16 protein-coding genes are annotated in these 15,674 nt (G+C 66.5%); 11 read left to right on the top strand and 5 right to left on the bottom strand.

Going from position 1 to position 15,674, the window contains the following annotated elements; genetic code table 11:
• On the bottom strand, positions 1–659 hold a 659-nt coding region (locus AC5RWT_RS13085; RefSeq protein WP_494080556.1), incomplete at its 3' end, for a hypothetical protein.
• Positions 660–797: 138 nt separating this feature from the next.
• Here AC5RWT_RS13085 and AC5RWT_RS13080 point away from each other — a divergent pair.
• The 10 genes from AC5RWT_RS13080 (at position 798) to AC5RWT_RS13035 (ending at position 10,569) form a co-directional block, all read left to right on the top strand.
• The gene (locus AC5RWT_RS13080; RefSeq protein WP_494080555.1) at positions 798–1,697 is read left to right on the top strand and encodes a hypothetical protein; all 900 of its coding nucleotides are present in this window, start codon (positions 798–800) and stop codon (positions 1,695–1,697) included.
• The gene (locus tag AC5RWT_RS13075) at positions 1,687–2,667 is read left to right on the top strand and encodes an HAD-IIA family hydrolase (RefSeq protein WP_494080554.1); all 981 of its coding nucleotides are present in this window, start codon (positions 1,687–1,689) and stop codon (positions 2,665–2,667) included. The genes AC5RWT_RS13080 and AC5RWT_RS13075 overlap by 11 nt, the downstream gene beginning before the upstream one ends.
• 61 nt (positions 2,668–2,728) lie before the next feature.
• A complete protein-coding gene (locus AC5RWT_RS13070; RefSeq protein WP_494080553.1) occupies positions 2,729–2,932 on the top strand; it encodes a hypothetical protein in 204 nt (67 codons plus the stop codon).
• Positions 2,933–2,936: 4 nt separating this feature from the next.
• On the top strand, positions 2,937–3,809 hold the full coding sequence (locus AC5RWT_RS13065; RefSeq protein WP_494044160.1) for a TlyA family RNA methyltransferase: 873 nt from the start codon (positions 2,937–2,939) through the stop codon (positions 3,807–3,809).
• On the top strand, positions 3,806–4,795 hold the full coding sequence (locus AC5RWT_RS13060; RefSeq protein WP_494080552.1) for an NAD kinase: 990 nt from the start codon (positions 3,806–3,808) through the stop codon (positions 4,793–4,795). The genes AC5RWT_RS13065 and AC5RWT_RS13060 overlap by 4 nt, the downstream gene beginning before the upstream one ends.
• A gap of 1 nt (position 4,796) precedes the next feature.
• On the top strand, positions 4,797–6,509 hold the full coding sequence (gene recN / locus AC5RWT_RS13055; RefSeq protein WP_494080551.1) for a DNA repair protein RecN: 1,713 nt from the start codon (positions 4,797–4,799) through the stop codon (positions 6,507–6,509).
• 118 nt (positions 6,510–6,627) lie between these two features.
• Positions 6,628–8,349 (top strand): CTP synthase, encoded by a 1,722-nt coding sequence (pyrG, locus tag AC5RWT_RS13050; RefSeq protein WP_494080550.1) that lies wholly within the window; start codon positions 6,628–6,630, stop codon positions 8,347–8,349.
• A gap of 1 nt (position 8,350) precedes the next feature.
• Complete coding sequence (locus AC5RWT_RS13045; protein ID WP_494080549.1) at positions 8,351–9,028, top strand: NUDIX domain-containing protein; 678 nt, start codon at positions 8,351–8,353, stop codon at positions 9,026–9,028.
• Between the two features lie 6 nt (positions 9,029–9,034).
• On the top strand, positions 9,035–10,015 hold the full coding sequence (xerD, locus tag AC5RWT_RS13040) for a site-specific tyrosine recombinase XerD (RefSeq protein WP_494080548.1): 981 nt from the start codon (positions 9,035–9,037) through the stop codon (positions 10,013–10,015).
• A gap of 50 nt (positions 10,016–10,065) precedes the next feature.
• The gene (locus tag AC5RWT_RS13035; protein ID WP_494080547.1) at positions 10,066–10,569 is read left to right on the top strand and encodes an 8-oxo-dGTP diphosphatase; all 504 of its coding nucleotides are present in this window, start codon (positions 10,066–10,068) and stop codon (positions 10,567–10,569) included.
• On the opposite strand, the gene AC5RWT_RS13030 is transcribed toward AC5RWT_RS13035, so the two are convergent.
• The 4 genes from AC5RWT_RS13030 to AC5RWT_RS13015 are packed head-to-tail and all read right to left on the bottom strand — an operon-like array spanning position 10,566 to position 14,890.
• Entirely contained in the window at positions 10,566–11,726 is a 1,161-nt protein-coding gene (locus AC5RWT_RS13030) for a bifunctional 2-methylcitrate synthase/citrate synthase (RefSeq protein WP_494080546.1), read from the bottom strand. The genes AC5RWT_RS13035 and AC5RWT_RS13030 overlap by 4 nt on opposite strands.
• Before the next feature lie 21 nt (positions 11,727–11,747).
• Positions 11,748–12,653: a methylisocitrate lyase gene (gene prpB / locus AC5RWT_RS13025; protein ID WP_494080545.1), complete on the bottom strand. Its 906-nt coding sequence runs from the start codon at positions 12,651–12,653 to the stop codon at positions 11,748–11,750.
• On the bottom strand, positions 12,654–14,174 hold the full coding sequence (locus AC5RWT_RS13020; RefSeq protein ID WP_494080544.1) for an MmgE/PrpD family protein: 1,521 nt from the start codon (positions 14,172–14,174) through the stop codon (positions 12,654–12,656). It abuts the gene before it with no gap.
• Entirely contained in the window at positions 14,174–14,890 is a 717-nt protein-coding gene (locus AC5RWT_RS13015; RefSeq protein ID WP_494044150.1) for a GntR family transcriptional regulator, read from the bottom strand. Before AC5RWT_RS13015 ends, AC5RWT_RS13020 begins: the two co-directional genes overlap by 1 nt.
• A 201-nt stretch (positions 14,891–15,091) precedes the next feature.
• On the opposite strand from AC5RWT_RS13015, the gene AC5RWT_RS13010 reads away from it, so the two are divergent.
• A complete protein-coding gene (locus tag AC5RWT_RS13010) occupies positions 15,092–15,481 on the top strand; it encodes a VOC family protein (RefSeq protein ID WP_494044208.1) in 390 nt (129 codons plus the stop codon).
• The last annotated feature ends 193 nt before the right edge of the window (positions 15,482–15,674 follow it).

The following is a 15,674-nucleotide window of genomic DNA, read 5'->3' as shown; positions in this document are numbered from 1 at the left end:
GTCGTCCGCAGGGTGACCGCCCGGGCCAGGACCGTGGTGAGCGTCGTGACTTCGGTGATCGTCCCCGTCAGGACCGTGGTGACCGTCGTCCGCAGGGTGACCGCCCGGGCCAGGACCGTGGTGAGCGTCGTGACTTTGGTGATCGTCCCCGTCCGGACCGTGGTGACCGTCGTCCGCAGGGTGACCGCCCGGGCCAGGACCGTGGTGAGCGTCGTGACTTCGGTGATCGTCCCCGTCAGGACCGTGGTGACCGTCGTCCGCAGGGCGACCGCCCGGGCCAGGATCGCGGTGAGCGTCGTGACATCGGTGACCGCCCGGGCCAGGATCGCGGTGAGCGTCGTGACTTCGGTGACCGTCCCCGTCAGGATCGCGGTGAGCGTCGTGACTTCGGTGACCGTCCCCGTCAGGATCGCTGTGACCGTCGTCCGCAGGGCGACCGCCCGCGTCAGGACCGGGGTGAGCGTCGCGATTTTGGTGACCGTCGTCCGCAGGGTGACCGCCCGCGTCAGGACCGGGGTGAGCGTCGCGATTTTGGTGACCGTCGTCCGCAGGGTGACCGCCCGCGTCAGGACCGGGGTGAGCGTCGTGACTTGGGTGACCGGCCCCGCCAGGACCGCGGCGAGCGGCCCTACGGCCGTTCGGACGCTCCTCGTGAGCACAATGCCAGCGACCTGCGCAGTGCCAACCGCGTCGACCGCCCGCGTTCGCCTGAGATTGACGAGGACGTCTCAGGGTCGGAGCTGGACCGAGTTACCCGCGCACAGCTGAGGACCTTGGAGTCGAAGAACGCTGAATGGGTGGCAAAGCATTTGGTGATGGCGGGACGGTTGCTTGACGAGGACCCGGAATTAGCCTTTCAGCATGCGCTGGCAGCTAGCCGCCGGGGCGGACGGATGGCTCCGGTCCGCGAAGCCGTGGGCCTGACCGCGTATGCGGCCGGCCACTACGGCGAGGCCCTGCGGGAATTCCGCACCTTCCGAAGGATCAGCGGGTCTAACGAGCATTTGCCCATCATGGCCGACTGCGAACGTGGACTCGGACGCCCGGACCGGGCGCTGGAACTGACCCGTTCAGAAGACGCAGAAACACTTGATACAGCGGGCAAGGTGGAACTGGCCATTGTGGCTTCCGGCGCGCGGACCGATTTGCAGCAGTTCGATGCTGCGGTTGCGGCTCTGGAGATTCCGCAATTGGACCGGAACCGAGCATTCTCATACAGCCCGCGGCTCTTCCGCGCTTATGCGGACGCTTTGGAGGCAGCCAGCCGTGGTGATGAAGCGCAGCAATGGCGGCGCCAGGCAGCCGTGGCAGAGAATGCCTTAGGCGTTGGTGATTTTGCCGAGCCCGAGATTGTCGACTTGGTCGGTGAGGAACCGGAACCTGTCGGCAACGCTCCGCAGAGTTCCCGAACCCCTGAGCAGGATCGCGCTGAGGCCGGTGCAGCCGAGCCAGTTGATACCAACGAAGCCGTGTCGTCTGATGCCGAGCCAGTTGATGCCGGCGAAGCTGCGTCGTCTGATGCCGAGCCGGTAGAAGCCGACGAAGCGGGGGAGTCCACCGGGGAGGCTGCACCTGTGGTCGACTCTCCGGCGGGTGAACCGACCGAGGAAAAGGACGCCCCAGCTTCCATCGAGGCCGAAGACAAGGACGCACCCAGTACCGCCCACACGCCGGACAGCAGGGAAGATGACCGGTAAACCGCTGATCTCCGGCTACGACGCCTTGCTGTCCGACCTGGACGGAGTCGTCTATGCCGGGCAGCAGGCTCTCCCCGGAGCCGCAGAGGCGTTGGAACGCCTTGCGGGCACCGGAACGGCCCTGGGGTACATCACGAACAACGCGTCCCGGTCGTCCGAGCAGGTAGCCGCGCACTTGCGCGAACTCGGCGCGCCGGCAACGGCCGATCAAGTTTTCGGATCGGCACGAGCCGGCGCGCTGCTGCTTGCCCGGTACGTCCCTGCGGGTTCTAAAGTACTGGTCACCGGCAGCCAGACGCTGGCTGACGAAACAGCCGCCCAGGGATTCATCCCGGTCCGTTCTGCCCTCGAAGCGCCCGCGGCTGTGATCCAGGGGTTCGACCCGGCGCTGGGGTGGAAGGAGTTGGCCGAGGCATCCTTCGCGATCGCCGCAGGCGCCTTCTGGATTGCCACGAATACGGATATGACCATTCCCCGGGAGCGCGGCATCGCACCCGGGAATGGCGCACTGGTTGCGGCCGTACAGGCGGCCACCGGAGCGGAGCCGCTGGTCGCAGGGAAACCGGAAGCAGGCATCTTTACGACGGCGGCGGCAGCGTTGGGTGCTCACCGTCCACTGGTGGTGGGCGACCGTCTCGACACGGACATCCTGGGCGGAAACAATGCGGGCATGGACACGGCCGTTGTGCTGACCGGGGTTGATGGTCCCGAAGCAGTCCTCGGCGCCCGCACATCGGAACGGCCGCGGTACCTGCTGGGCAGCCTGGCCGAACTGTATCTGCCGTATCCCGCGGTCATCCGCGACGGGGCGGGGTTCCGCTGCGGTGCAGCGCACGCCGCCATCGAAAACGGCGGAATTCGCGTCCTCGGCAGCCGGGATGATGTGGACACATGGCGCGCGGCCTGCGCGGCCTGGTGGGATGCCTACCCGGACCAAGCCGCGGCGGCTACGCCTGAGCTTGCGGACTGAAAGCCGCTACTACACTGATTCACGGCGGTTGGGTACGCCGGCCGAAGCAAGGGAGGAAAGCTTGGACCTGCCAGAATCGCGGGAAAGCGGCAGCCAAATGCCGCCGCAATGGCCCGCCCCCGCTGAGCCGACCGCCGACGAGTCCGTGAACAGCATCGTCGCCGAGCTCACCCAGATTCCGGACCTCTCCGTCACCGAGCACGAACGGGTGTACCAGCGGATTCACGACGGTTTGTTGGCCGACTTGGAGACCGAGGCTGATTGACCCGATGCCCAGACTCGACCAAGAGCTAGTATCCCGGGGGCTGGCCCGCTCCCGCACACATGCTGCCAAACTCATCGCGTCCGGCCGGGTCAGCCGTGCCGGAACTGTTTTGACCAAGGCATCGGCTGCCGTCGGCCCGGGGGAGCCATTGGACGTAGCCCCCGACGCAGGCCCCGACTACGTCAGCAGGGCCGGGCATAAGCTGGCGGGTGCACTGGCAGCCTTCCCCGGCGTAGACCCGGCCGGTTTGCGATGCCTCGACGCCGGAGCCTCCACCGGCGGTTTCACCGATGTCCTGCTCCGCTCTGGCGCACGTGAGGTTGTCGCCGTGGACGTGGGTCACGGCCAGCTGGTTGACCAGATCCGCACAGACAACAGGGTCAGGGTGTTCGAAGGCATGAACGTCCGCTATCTCGATGCCGGGGAGATCGGCGGCCCGGTGGATCTGACCGTCGCGGACTTGTCGTTCATCTCCCTGACGTTGGTTGTCGAAGCCTTGGCCAATGCCACCCGGCCAAGCGGAAATCTCTTGCTGATGGTCAAGCCACAATTTGAGGTGGGCCGGGAAAGTCTGGCGCGCACCGGCGTCGTCGGTTCAGTAACCGAACGATTCCGGGCAGTGAAGAATGTCGTCTCCTCGGCCCTCGAAGCGGGTCTGCAGGTACGCGGGTTGGCGCCCAGCCCCCTTCCCGGACAGGACGGAAACGTCGAATATTTCCTGTGGATAAGCGTTCCGCCGGGCAAACCGGAGCGCAGAACGGGTAGTGTGCTGGAGGGGGAAGTGAACGCGGCGATGGCCAATTTTCCGCATGGGTCCAGCCAATCGCCGGACCAGATTGACCAACCGAGAGGGCAGGAACCGGGAGTGGAGCGATGAGCCGGCGGATACTGGTGCTGGCGCACACCGGACGGGTAGACGCCATGGCGGCTGCCCAGGAAACATGTGCCCAACTCCATGCCTCCGGGCTGGTTCCGGTCATGCGCCGCGAAGACATGGCGCCCATCCGGGAAACCTACGGAGACCTGGCCGTTCCCTGCGAGACGCTGGACGAGGACGTCAGTCTCGACTCGGTGGACCTGGGCATGGTGCTTGGCGGCGATGGAACCATCCTTCGTTCGGCCGAGCTGGTCCGGGACTCGGACGTTCCGCTGCTCGGGGTCAACCTGGGACACGTCGGCTTCCTGGCCGAGAGCGAACGCGCGGATCTGGCGCAGACCGTCCATTGGGTTGTCAACCGCCAATATACGGTCGAAGAGCGCATGACCATCGATGTCCAGGTGTGGCTGGGCAAACGCAAGATTGGGCACACCTGGGCGCTGAACGAAGCGGCGGTGGAGAAGGGCGATCGGCAGCGGATGCTGGAAGTCGTCGTCGAAGTCGATGCCCTGCCGATTAGCTCGTTCGGCTGTGACGGCGTGGTGATGGCGACCCCCACCGGCTCGACGGCCTACGCCTTTTCGGCTGGCGGACCGGTGGTCTGGCCGGAGGTGGAAGCACTGCTGATGACGCCCATCAGCGCGCACGCCTTGTTCGCCAAGCCGCTGGTGGTTGCGCCGGATTCCATCATGGCGGTGGAAGTCCTGAGCCGGAGCGACGCCAATGGCGTGCTGTGGTGCGATGGGCGCCGCAGTCTTGAGCTGCCGCCGGGATCCCGGATCGAGGTGACCCGCTCGGACAAACCGGTCCGGTTGGCCCGCACCCGGCTGACCCCCTTCTCCGAACGGCTGGTCCGCAAATTCGAGCTGCCCACGTCGGGATGGCGCGGCCCCGTCAGTCCTTCTGAGGAACAGCCGCCCACCTCGTCCCTGCCCACGGTCCGCACCGTGGAGCCGCACTATACCCAGCCCGGCGGGGGGAGCTGACATGATCGAAGAAATCAGGATCCGCAACCTCGGCGTCATCACCGAGGCCACGCTGCCGCTGGGGCCCGGTTTGTCGGTGGTGACTGGAGAAACCGGCGCAGGCAAGACCATGGTGGTCACCGCGCTTGGCCTGCTGCTGGGAGCCCGCGCCGACGCCGGCGCGGTACGCAGTGGGGCAGCCAATGCCGTGACCGAGGCCGTGGTCCGACTCGCCGCGGACAGCCCAGCGCTTACTCGTGCGGGTGAAGCCGGGGCTGACATGGACGAGTTCGACGGCGGAGCCGAACTGATGCTCGCCCGTACGGTGAATGCCGATGGCCGCAGCCGCGCGCATGTGGGCGGACGCGGAGCTCCGGTGGGAACGCTGGCCGAGATCGGCGGTCATCTGGTGGCGGTCCACGGCCAAACAGACCAGCTGCGGCTCAAGAGCCAGCAGGCACAGCGCGAAGCGCTGGACAAGTTTGCCGGCGCCGCCCTGTCACAGGCCGTGACCGGATATGCAGCGTCCTTCGTCCGCTGGAGGGAAGCCAAAGCCGAGCTGGAGACCCTGCGGACTGAAGCACGCGAACGACTGCGGGAAGCCGAAGCACTGCAACTTGCCCTCGAGGAAATCGACGGGCTGGACCCGCAGCCTGGCGAAGACAACGCCCTGAAGGCCGTGGCCGTGAAGCTGGCCAACGTCGAGGAACTGCGGGCGGCTGCCACGGTGGCACACCAAGCACTGGTGGCCGAGGAATTTACCGACTCGCCGGACGCAACCACCCTGGTGGACGCGGCCAAGCGATCGCTGGAGCAAGTCCAGGATGAAGATGCCGAGCTGGGGCGGGCGGCCGCCCGGTTGGCCGAAGTGGGAATCATCCTCGCCGACGTGGCCGCCGAACTGGCAAGCTACGGGGCCTCGTTGGACGGTGAAGGACCGGGTCGGCTGGAGGAGGTCGAAGCGCGCCGCGCCGATCTGGCACGGCTCGTGCGCAAGTACGCGCCCAGCATCGACGAGGTCCTCGAGTGGGCCGCCCAGGCCCGCACCCGGCTGGACGACCTGACCGACGATTCCAGCCGGATCGAGCGGCTGGAGGCGGAAGTGGCCGGACTGGACGAGGCCTTGGCCGCCCAATCCGCCGAGGTCACCGTGCTGCGTCGGGAAGCTGCTGCAGAACTGGGCCACCGGGTCGGCACGGAACTCTCGGCGCTGGCCATGGCCGAGGCCGAACTGGTGATCGAAATTGAACCTGCGCCGGCCTTGACCGTGCACGGGGCCGATGTCATCACGTTCCTGTTGAAACCGCACCGGGGCGCCCCGCCCCGGCCGCTGGGCAAGGGTGCATCCGGCGGTGAACTCTCCCGCGTGATGCTGGCCATCGAGGTTGTGCTCGCGGAAGTGGACCCGGTGCCGACCTTCGTGTTCGACGAAGTGGATGCCGGCGTGGGCGGCAAAGCGGCGGTCGAGATCGGCCGCCGTCTGGCCATGCTGGGGCGCTTCGTGCAGGTCATTGTGGTGACCCATTTGCCCCAGGTGGCGGCGTTCGCCGACCAGCATATCCGCGTGATCAAGACGGCCGGCGGCGGCGACGGCGGGATGACTGCCAGCGACGTCCGCCTGCTCGACGACGAGGAACGGGTCACCGAATTGGCCCGCATGCTCGCCGGCCAGGAAGAATCCGAATCCGCCCGGGCACACGCCCAGGAACTGATTGACGGTGCCAGGGCGCTGTAGCATCTGCTGCAGGCACGACCAGCCCCGCCGCCGGCGGGGGAGAAGTTGACCGGCTGGTGTGTGTTCACACACTCGACAGCGGTCGGAGCGGCCTTGAGATCCGAGGGCGTCCAGAAAGGTGATAGGCTCGAATTCCGTGGTGCAGCGAACAAATTCCCGGTTTTCCAAGTCGTCCAAGACGACCAAACATATCTTCGTCACCGGCGGCGTGGCGTCCTCGCTCGGGAAGGGACTGACGGCTTCAAGCCTCGGCCACCTGCTCCGTGCACGCGGCCTCTCCGTGACGATGCAGAAGCTCGATCCATATTTGAACGTGGATCCGGGCACAATGAATCCCTTTCAGCACGGTGAAGTCTTCGTTACGGATGACGGCGCCGAAACCGATCTGGATATCGGACACTACGAGCGGTTCCTGGACGAGAATCTGGACGGCTCCGCGAACGTCACCACCGGCCAGGTGTACTCGACGGTGATCGCCAAGGAACGCCGGGGCGAATACCTCGGCGATACCGTGCAGGTCATCCCGCACATCACGGATGAGATCAAGCGCCGCATGCGCCTGCCTTCCGAGCCGGTTGCCGGCAAGAAATCCCCTGATGTGATCATCACCGAGATCGGCGGCACGGTGGGCGACATCGAGTCGCAGCCGTTCCTGGAAGCGGCCCGTCAGGTCCGCCAGGACGTCGGGCGCAACAACGTATTTTTCCTGCACGTGTCCCTGGTGCCCTACATCGGTCCGTCGCACGAACTGAAGACCAAGCCCACCCAGCACTCGGTGGCCGCCCTGCGTTCGATCGGTATTCAGCCCGACGCTATTGTGATCCGTTCCGACCGCGAGGTCCCCGCCGCAATGAGGGAAAAGATCGGCCGGATGTGCGACGTGGACATCGACGCTGTCATCGGCTGCCCGGATGCTCCGAGCATCTACGACATCCCCAAGACGCTGCACTCGCAGAACCTGGACGCGTACATCGTGCAGCACCTTGACTTGAAGTTCAAGGACGTCGACTGGTCCAAATGGGACCGGCTGCTGGCGGCGGTCCACAACCCGGAGCACACCGTTGAGGTCGCGCTGGTGGGCAAGTACATCGACCTGCCCGATGCCTACCTTTCGGTGACCGAGGCGCTGCGCGCGGGCGGTTTCGCCAACCAGACGCGGGTGAAGATCCGTTGGGTTCCCTCCGACGACTGTGCCACCGACGAAGGTGCCGCGGCTGCACTCAACGGCGTGCACGCGATCTGCGTGCCCGGCGGCTTCGGCATCCGCGGTCTGGAAGGCAAACTCGGCGCGCTCAAGTTCGCCCGCGAACGCAGGCTCCCGACCCTGGGCCTGTGCCTGGGCCTGCAGTCGATGGTGATGGAGTACGCCCGCAACATCGTGGGTCTGGAGGGAGCTTCATCCACCGAGTTCGATCCGGACACCAAGCACCCGGTCATCGCCACGATGGCCGAGCAGTTGGACATCGTCGACGGTAAGGGCGACCTGGGCGGCACGATGCGCCTGGGTCTGTACGAGGCGGCCCTGCAGTCGGGCTCCGTGGTGGCCGAGACCTACGGCAGCACCAAGGTCAGCGAACGCCACCGCCACCGCTACGAGGTCAACAACGAATACCGCGACCAGCTCGCTGCTGCGGGCTTGGTTTTCTCCGGCACCTCGCCGGACGGCAAGCTGGTGGAGTTTGTTGAGCTGCCCCGCGATGTGCACCCGTACTATGTCTCCACCCAGGCACACCCGGAACTGAGTTCACGCCCCACGCGGCCGCATCCGCTGTTCGCCGGCCTGATCGCCGCAGCTTTGGACCATGGCAAAGCCAAGGCGCCGGCAAAGTCCGGAGTCTGACGTGCCGGTGCAGCCGGGCGCCTTCGCCGACATCCCGGATCCGCGCCCGCTGGTTGAAAGCCGCACGGTGTACCGCGGCCGGATCTGGGATGTGGTCAGCGATACCTTTACGCTGGGCCAGGGCGACGGCGCCACGCTGGTGCGCGACTACATCGCGCATCCCGGTGCGGTGGCCATCCTCGCGATGGACCCGGAGGGGCGGGTACTGCTGCTGAAGCAGTACCGGCAGCCCGCCAAGATGTCGCTGTGGGAGATCCCCGCGGGCCTGCTGGACATGGACGGCGAGGACTTCGTGGATGCCGCGGCGCGGGAACTGGCCGAGGAAGCCGACCTGGTGGCCGGCCGCTGGAACGTGCTGGTGGACTTCTTCAATTCGCCCGGTTCCTCCAGCGAGGCGATCCGGATCTATCTGGCCAGGGACCTTTCCGAGGTTCCCGCCGACCAGCGGCATGAGCGCACCGAAGAGGAAGCCGAGATCGAGCACCTCTGGGTGGATCTGGACGACGCCGTGGACGCGGTGATGGCAGGCCGGCTGCACAATCCGTCGGCCGTGGCCGGGCTGCTGGCCGCTGCCCGGGCGGCCGCTACCGGCTTCGAGAACCTGCGTCCGGCGGATTGCCCGTGGCCGGAGCACCCCAGCCAGCGACCCAGCGGAGCTGCTGACTCCGGCCGGGACTGAGCAGCCATGTTGCCGGTGCAGGCCCCGCCAGCCAAGGGAGATGAATTCAGCGCTACGGCACTGGGTCGCGCCGTGGGCGACTACCTGCAGCACATGGCGGTGGAACGCGGACTGGCAGCCAACACCGTGGCGGCCTACCGCAGGGACCTGGGCCGCTACCTGAGGTTCCTGCAGGAACGATCGGTCAGCGAGCCGGCCTCGGTCAGCCGCCACGAAGTCACGGCCTTTGCCCAGGCCCTGTCCGACGGGTCCGACGGCGCTGCCGCCCTGAGCGTCAGGTCGGCGGCCCGGACCATTGTGGCAGTGCGCGGCCTCCACAAGTTCTGGACACTCGAAGGCATCACGGAGACCGACCCGGCCACCGACGTGCATCCGCCGATGCCCGGCAAACGCCTGCCGAAGGCCATCTCCGTAGCCGAGGTGACCCGGATCCTCGAGTCCACCGGATCGGACAGTCCCACCGGCCTGCGTGACCGGGCATTGCTGGAGTTTCTCTACGCGACCGGCGCCCGGATCAGCGAAGCGGTGGGCCTGGACGTTGACGATGTCAGCGTCGAGCCGCAAGGTGACGGGCCCGCCGTCGTCCGTCTTTTCGGCAAGGGTTCCAAGGAGCGGCTGGTGCCGCTGGGCTCCTATGCCGCCAAGGCGGCCGACGCGTACCTGGTCCGCGGACGGCCGGCACTGGCCGCCAAGGGACTTGGGACGCCGGCTCTGTTCTTGAACGCCCGCGGCGGCCGGCTGAGCCGCCAAAGCGCCTGGACCATTCTGAAGGCGGCCGCGGAGAAGGCCGGCATTACCCAGCCTGTTTCTCCGCACACCCTGCGGCACTCCTTCGCCACCCACCTGCTGGAGGGCGGCGCGGATGTCCGTGTGGTGCAGGAGATGCTGGGCCACGCGTCCGTCACCACCACGCAGATCTACACGCTGGTCACCGCCGATACGCTCCGTGAGGTCTACGCCGCAGCGCATCCGCGCGCCCTGGGCTAGGGCGGCGGAGCCGAAGGGCAGGCCGCCCGTTCCGGGCTAGACTCGCTCCCATGACCGTTGCCGTTGCCCTGTGCTTCCTGCTGAGGGAAGAATCCGGGCAGAGCTGCGTGCTGCTTGGCCGGAAGAAAACCGGCTTCGGCGTCGGGAAAGTCGTGGGGGTCGGAGGGAAACTGGAGGCGGGGGAGTCCGACGGCGACGCTGCATGCCGCGAGATGCAGGAGGAAACCGGGGTGCGCGTCAGGCCCGAGGACCTGGAACTGGCCGGACGGATTTTCTTCGACTTCCCGGCGCAGCCGGCGTGGAACATGGACACCGCCCTCTTCGTCGCGCGGCGCTGGAGCGGCGTGCCGGTCGAGTCGGCGGAAATCGCCCCGTCCTGGCACCGCGTGGACCAGCTGCCGCTGGGGCTGATGTGGCAGGACGCCGGGCACTGGCTGCCGCTGGCGCTTTCGGGGGACCAGCCGCGGCTGCGGGTGGTGATGCGGCCGGATAACGAAACGGTGGCCGACGTCGAGAATCTCGACACCGGCCACCGGGTGGCCTGGCAGTTCTAGCGGTCCAGCGCCCGCTGGCCGGGTCCGTTGTACTCACTGAGCGGACGGATCAGCGAGTTCGATTCCAGCTGTTCCATGATGTGCGCCGTCCAGCCGGTGATCCGGCTGGCCACGAACAGCGGGGTGAACATTTCCGTATCGAACCCCATCAGGTGGTAGGTGGGGCCGGCGGGGTAGTCCAGGTTCGGCTTGATGTCCTTCGCCTCGGCCATCGCGTGCTCCAGCCCGTCGTACAGGCCGAGGATTTCGGGGCGGCCGTAATAATCGATCATCTTGTCCAGGGCGGCCTTCATGGTCGGCACGCGGGAATCGCCGTGCTTGTAGACCCGGTGGCCGAAGCCCATCACCTTCTTCTTTTCCGCCAGGGCCTGCTCCATCCAGGTCCGGGCCCGGGCGGCGGCCTCCTCGCGGGATTCGTCGGTGCGGATGCCGATTTGTTCGAAGGTGTGCATCACCGCTTCGTTGGCGCCGCCGTGCAGCGGGCCTTTCAGCGCGCCGATGGCACCGGTGACGGCCGAGTGCAGGTCGGACAGCGTGGAGGTGATGACCCGGGCGGTGAAGGTGGAGGCGTTGAACGAGTGCTCGGCGTACAGGATCATGGAAATGTTGAACGCGTCCACTACCTCGGGGGCTGCCTCCTCGCCGAAAGACATCCAGAGGAAATTCGCCGCGTAGCCCAGGTCATCGCGCGGTTCCACCAGCTCCTGCCCGCGGCGCCGGCGCTGGTCGTAGGCCACCACCGCCGGGAACGCCGCAAACAACTCCAGGGCCTTGGCCATGTTCGCTTCCGGCGACGAGTCCTCGGCCAGCCGGTGGCGGGCTCCGATCACGCTGGCCGCCGTCCGGCAGACGTCCATCGGATGGGCTTCAACCGGCAGCGAATCGATGACCGACTTCACCACCGGATCCAGTGCGCGGCCGCCACGTTCGGCGGCGCTGAAGTCCCGCAACTGGTCCGCGTCGGGCAACTCCGAGTTCCACAGCAGATACGCCACCTCTTCGAAGCTGCAGTGCGCGGCCAGGTCCTGGACGGGGTAGCCGCGGTACAGCAGCGAGTTGGTCTCCGCGTTGACCTTGGAGATCTTCGTGGTGTCGACGACGACGCCGGCCAGCCCTTTGTGGATCTGCGGTGCTTCAGTGGTTGCATCGGTGCTCATGACGACTCCTATGTCTTGTGGTCAGTGCTGACCGGGCACTTGGAAATTGAATACAGAGGTGTCGAATTGGTTATACGCCTCATAATCCACCAATTCGTACAAACGCGCACGGGTCAGCATGTGCGGGACCTGTGCTTGCTGGGTTCCGTCGGCCTTGATCGCGTCCAGGGTCCGCTCGGCGGCCCCCATGGCGCTGCGCAGCAGGGTCACCGGGTAGATGACCATGTTCACGCCTACCGAGGCCAGTGCTTCGGCGGTGAACAGATCGCTCTTGCCGAATTCGGTCATGTTGGCCAGCACCGGCACGTCGACGGCGTCGCGGATGGCGGCGAATTCCTCCAGGGTGCGCATGGCTTCGGGGAAGATGGCGTCCGCTCCGGCGTCGACCAGCGCGCGGGCGCGGTCCTGTGCCGCGGCCAGGCCGTCCACGGCGCGGATGTCGGTCCGGGCCATGATCAGGAAGTTCGGATCGCGGCGGGCGTCGGCGGCGGCCCGGATGCGTTTGCTGGCGGTCTCCAGGTCCACCACGTTCTTGCCGTCCAGGTGGCCGCAGCGTTTGGGGTTGAACTGGTCTTCGATGTGGCAGCCGGCCAGGCCGGCGTTTTCCAGTTCCTGCACGGTGCGGGCCACGTTCATCGGTTCGCCGAAGCCGGTGTCGGCGTCCACCAGGGCGGGCAGGTCGGTCATCCGCGCGATTTGTCCGGCCCGGGTGGCGACTTCGGTCAGCGTGGTCAGGCCGATGTCCGGCAGCCCCAGGTCGTTGGCCAGGACCGCGCCGGAGATGTAGACGCCGTCGAACCCCTTCTCCTGGATCAGCCGCGCGGAGAGCGGGTTGAACGCTCCCGGGAACTGCTGCAGCTCTCCGGACGCCAGTGACTCGCGCAGCGTCCGGCGCTTCTGCTCGGGTGTTGTGGCGGGGTAGAGCATTTAGAACAATCCCTTCGGGCCCGCGGAGAGGTCGATGACCCCGTTGGCGGCCTGGATATTCAGCTGGTCCAACTCGCCGGCGGCCAGTTCGGGCAGCCGCTCGACGGCGGCCAGGAACCTGTCGATTTCGGCATCGTCGACGATCCCGGCGGCCAGGGTGCGCAGCTTGTGGACGTACTGTTCGCGGGTGAACGGGCGTGCGCCCAGCGGGTGGGCGTCGGCCACGGCGATTTCGTCGGTGATGACGGTCCCGTCATTCAGCGTGAACTCCACCGAGCCGCCGAAGGCCTTCTCGGCGATGTCCAGCGAATGGTAGCGGCGGGTCCACTCCGGGTCTTCCTCGGTGCTGACCTTATGCCAAAGCGCCACGGTGTCCGGCCGGCCCGCCCGCTCGGGGGCGTAGGAGTCTACGTGGTGCCAGACGCCGTCCTGCAGGGCCACGGTGAAGATGTACGGGATCGAGTGGTCCAGTGTTTCGCGCGACGCCGTCGGGCTGTACTTTTGCGGGTCGTTGGCGCCGGAGCCGATCACGAAGTGCGTGTGGTGGCTGGTCTTGATCAGCACGGACTTCACGTTCTCCGCGTCGGCGGCCTCGGGGTGTTCCCGGTGCAGCTTGCGGGCCAGATCGATCCAGGCCTGCGCCTGGTATTCGGCCGAGTGTTCCTTGGTGTAGGTGTCCAGGATGGCGCGCTTCGCCTCTCCCGGTGCCGGCAGCGGGACGGTGTAGGAGGCGTCCGGGCCGTCCAGCAGCCAGGCGATGACGCCGTCTTCGCCTTCGTAGATCGGCACCGGCGAGGTCTGCCCGCGCATGGCCCGGTCCACCGCTTCCACCGCCATCTTGCCCGCGAAGGCCGGTGCATGGGCCTTCCAGGTGGAGATCTCGCCCTTGCGCGACTGGCGGGTCGCCGTCGTCGTGTGCAGCGCCTGGCCGACGGCCTGGAAGATGGTTTCCACGTCCAGGCCCAGCAGCGTTCCGATGCCCGCTGCAGCCGACGGGCCCAAGTGGGCCACGTGGTCGATCTTGTGTTTGTGCAGGCAGATGGCCTTGACCAGGTCCACCTGGATCTCGTAGCCGGTGGCGATGCCGCGGAGCAGGTCGCGGCCGTTTGAACCGACATGCTGGGCCACCGCGAGGATCGGCGGGATGTTGTCGCCCGGGTGCGAGTATTCGGCGGCCAGGAACGTGTCATGGTAGTCCAGTTCGCGCACCGCCACGCCGTTCGCCCACGCCGCCCACTCCGGCGAGGTTTTCTCCGCGATGCCGAAGATGCCGGCGCCGTTACCGCCGCCGGAGAGGGGGTGGCTCAGCGCCTGTGCCCGCGCGGCGACGATGGGGCCGCGGTTCAGCGAAGCGATGGCCACCGAAGCGTTGTCGATGATCCGGTTGATCACCATGTCGGCCACGTCGGCCGAAACCTCCACCGGATCGGTGGCGACCTGGGCAATCTTGTAGGCGAGCTGGTCCTCTCGCGGCAGGTTCTCTTCGCTGCGGTAAACGCGCACTTTGTGGTCGACGGTCATTAAACTGTCCTCTCGGCTGGCAGATCGGGTCGATGGTTTGGATCGGTGGACTTGAAATGTTCCAGGCTCTGGTGCAGATGGATGCGGGTGGCCGCCGCTGCCACCTGGCTGTCGCCGCCGGCGATGGCGCCGGCGATGTTGGCGTGTTCGGCTGCCGAGGCCAGCAGCCTGGCCGGATTGTCCCGGGCCAGCCGTCGGATCCTCACCAGGTGGACGCGGAGGTTGGTCATCGCCTGGTGCAGGTAGGTGTTTCCTGCCGCCTGGTCCACGGCAGCATCCAGCCGGCCGACCAGCTCGTAGTATGCCTGCGGATCCGGTGCAGAGCCGCGCATGGCGTCTGCTGCGGCAAGGAATTCCTGCTGCAGCTGGCGGAAACCGGCCGGTTCGCCGCGAGCGGCGGCCAATGCCGCCGCTTGGCATTCCAGAGCCGTGCGCAGTTCGAAGAGCTCGGTGACATTCTCCAGCGAGATGGCGGCGACGACGACGCCGCGTCCGGCATGAGGGGCGGTCAGCCCTTCGGCATTGAGCCGGCCCAGTGCCTCGCGCAGGGGAGTGCGGGAGACGCCCAGCCGGGCCGCCTGCTCAACCTCGCCCAGGACGGTGCCCGGAGGCAACCGCCATTCGACGATGTCCTCCCGCAGCGCCCAGTACGCGCGCTCGCTGGCCCGTAGGGGCGGGCTAGCTGTCCTTGGCTGGTGCCGTTCCGCGATACTCACCCTCCTACTGTATACACGAAAGTCCAAATGACGCTAGGGGAAGCGGTAAAACCACGCTTCCTGTCGAGCTGTGTATACATAACGGGTGGTTGCCGCAACCGATCGACCGGCTGCTGGTGGCCAGGCGGTTGTCGCCCTAGACTTTGTCGATGTGGTGTGGAGCACCATGCCATCCCTTCACGCAGAATGCAGGTGAGTGCAATGGTCGGACGTGTGGTGCATTTCGAAATTCCAGCGGAAGACCAGGACCGCGCGAAAGAGTTCTACACCGCGGCCTTTGGTTGGAATATCAATACGATGCCGGAGATCGATTACACCTCACTGGGGACAACCCCGACCGACGACCAGGGCATGCCAACCGAGCCTGGGGCCATCAACGGCGGCATGTTCCGCCGCGAAGGTGAGCTGACCGGTCCGATCATCACCGTCGACGTTGATGACATTGACGCTGCGTTGGAAAAAATCGGCAACCTGGGTGGATCGACAGTCAAGGCCAAAGGCGCCGTACCGCAGATGGGGTACTTCGCTTACTTTCGGGACAGTGAGGGTAACTTGATGGGGCTGTGGCAGACCGATCCGGCTGCCGGATAGTGTCTGGGGCCCCGCTCCCTTTTCTCGGGTGGCACCCCTAATCTCCAGTTCTCTTCGGATGTGCTGAGCATCGGTAAACGGCCCGCCAAAACGAGTTGAACCTTAGACCTCTACTTGAAGCTAAAGGCTCGCCGATCGTCAGCGGCCTGTCGATCGATAACAGGACCGTCGCTGTAACCTTGTCAGGAAGAAG

The organism is Arthrobacter sp. Dra40 (assembly GCF_059091905.1).
Note: the sequence above shows the minus strand (reverse complement) of the source record. Positions and strands in the feature narration are given on the sequence as shown.

What these genes read in the sequence shown, in the direction of transcription:
- AC5RWT_RS13075 (WP_494080554.1), top strand. Translation starts at nt 1,687, where the DNA reads ATGACCGGTAAACCGCTGATCTCCGGCTACGACGCCTTGCTGTCCGAC.
- AC5RWT_RS13065 (WP_494044160.1), top strand. Translation starts at nt 2,937, where the DNA reads ATGCCCAGACTCGACCAAGAGCTAGTATCCCGGGGGCTGGCCCGCTCC.
- AC5RWT_RS13060 (WP_494080552.1), top strand. Translation starts at nt 3,806, where the DNA reads ATGAGCCGGCGGATACTGGTGCTGGCGCACACCGGACGGGTAGACGCC.
- recN (WP_494080551.1), top strand. Translation starts at nt 4,797, where the DNA reads ATGATCGAAGAAATCAGGATCCGCAACCTCGGCGTCATCACCGAGGCC.
- xerD (WP_494080548.1), top strand. Translation starts at nt 9,035, where the DNA reads ATGTTGCCGGTGCAGGCCCCGCCAGCCAAGGGAGATGAATTCAGCGCT.
- AC5RWT_RS13035 (WP_494080547.1), top strand. Translation starts at nt 10,066, where the DNA reads ATGACCGTTGCCGTTGCCCTGTGCTTCCTGCTGAGGGAAGAATCCGGG.
- AC5RWT_RS13030 (WP_494080546.1), bottom strand. Translation starts at nt 11,726, where the DNA reads ATGAGCACCGATGCAACCACTGAAGCACCGCAGATCCACAAAGGGCTG.
- prpB (WP_494080545.1), bottom strand. Translation starts at nt 12,653, where the DNA reads ATGCTCTACCCCGCCACAACACCCGAGCAGAAGCGCCGGACGCTGCGC.
- AC5RWT_RS13020 (WP_494080544.1), bottom strand. Translation starts at nt 14,174, where the DNA reads ATGACCGTCGACCACAAAGTGCGCGTTTACCGCAGCGAAGAGAACCTG.
- AC5RWT_RS13010 (WP_494044208.1), top strand. Translation starts at nt 15,092, where the DNA reads ATGGTCGGACGTGTGGTGCATTTCGAAATTCCAGCGGAAGACCAGGAC.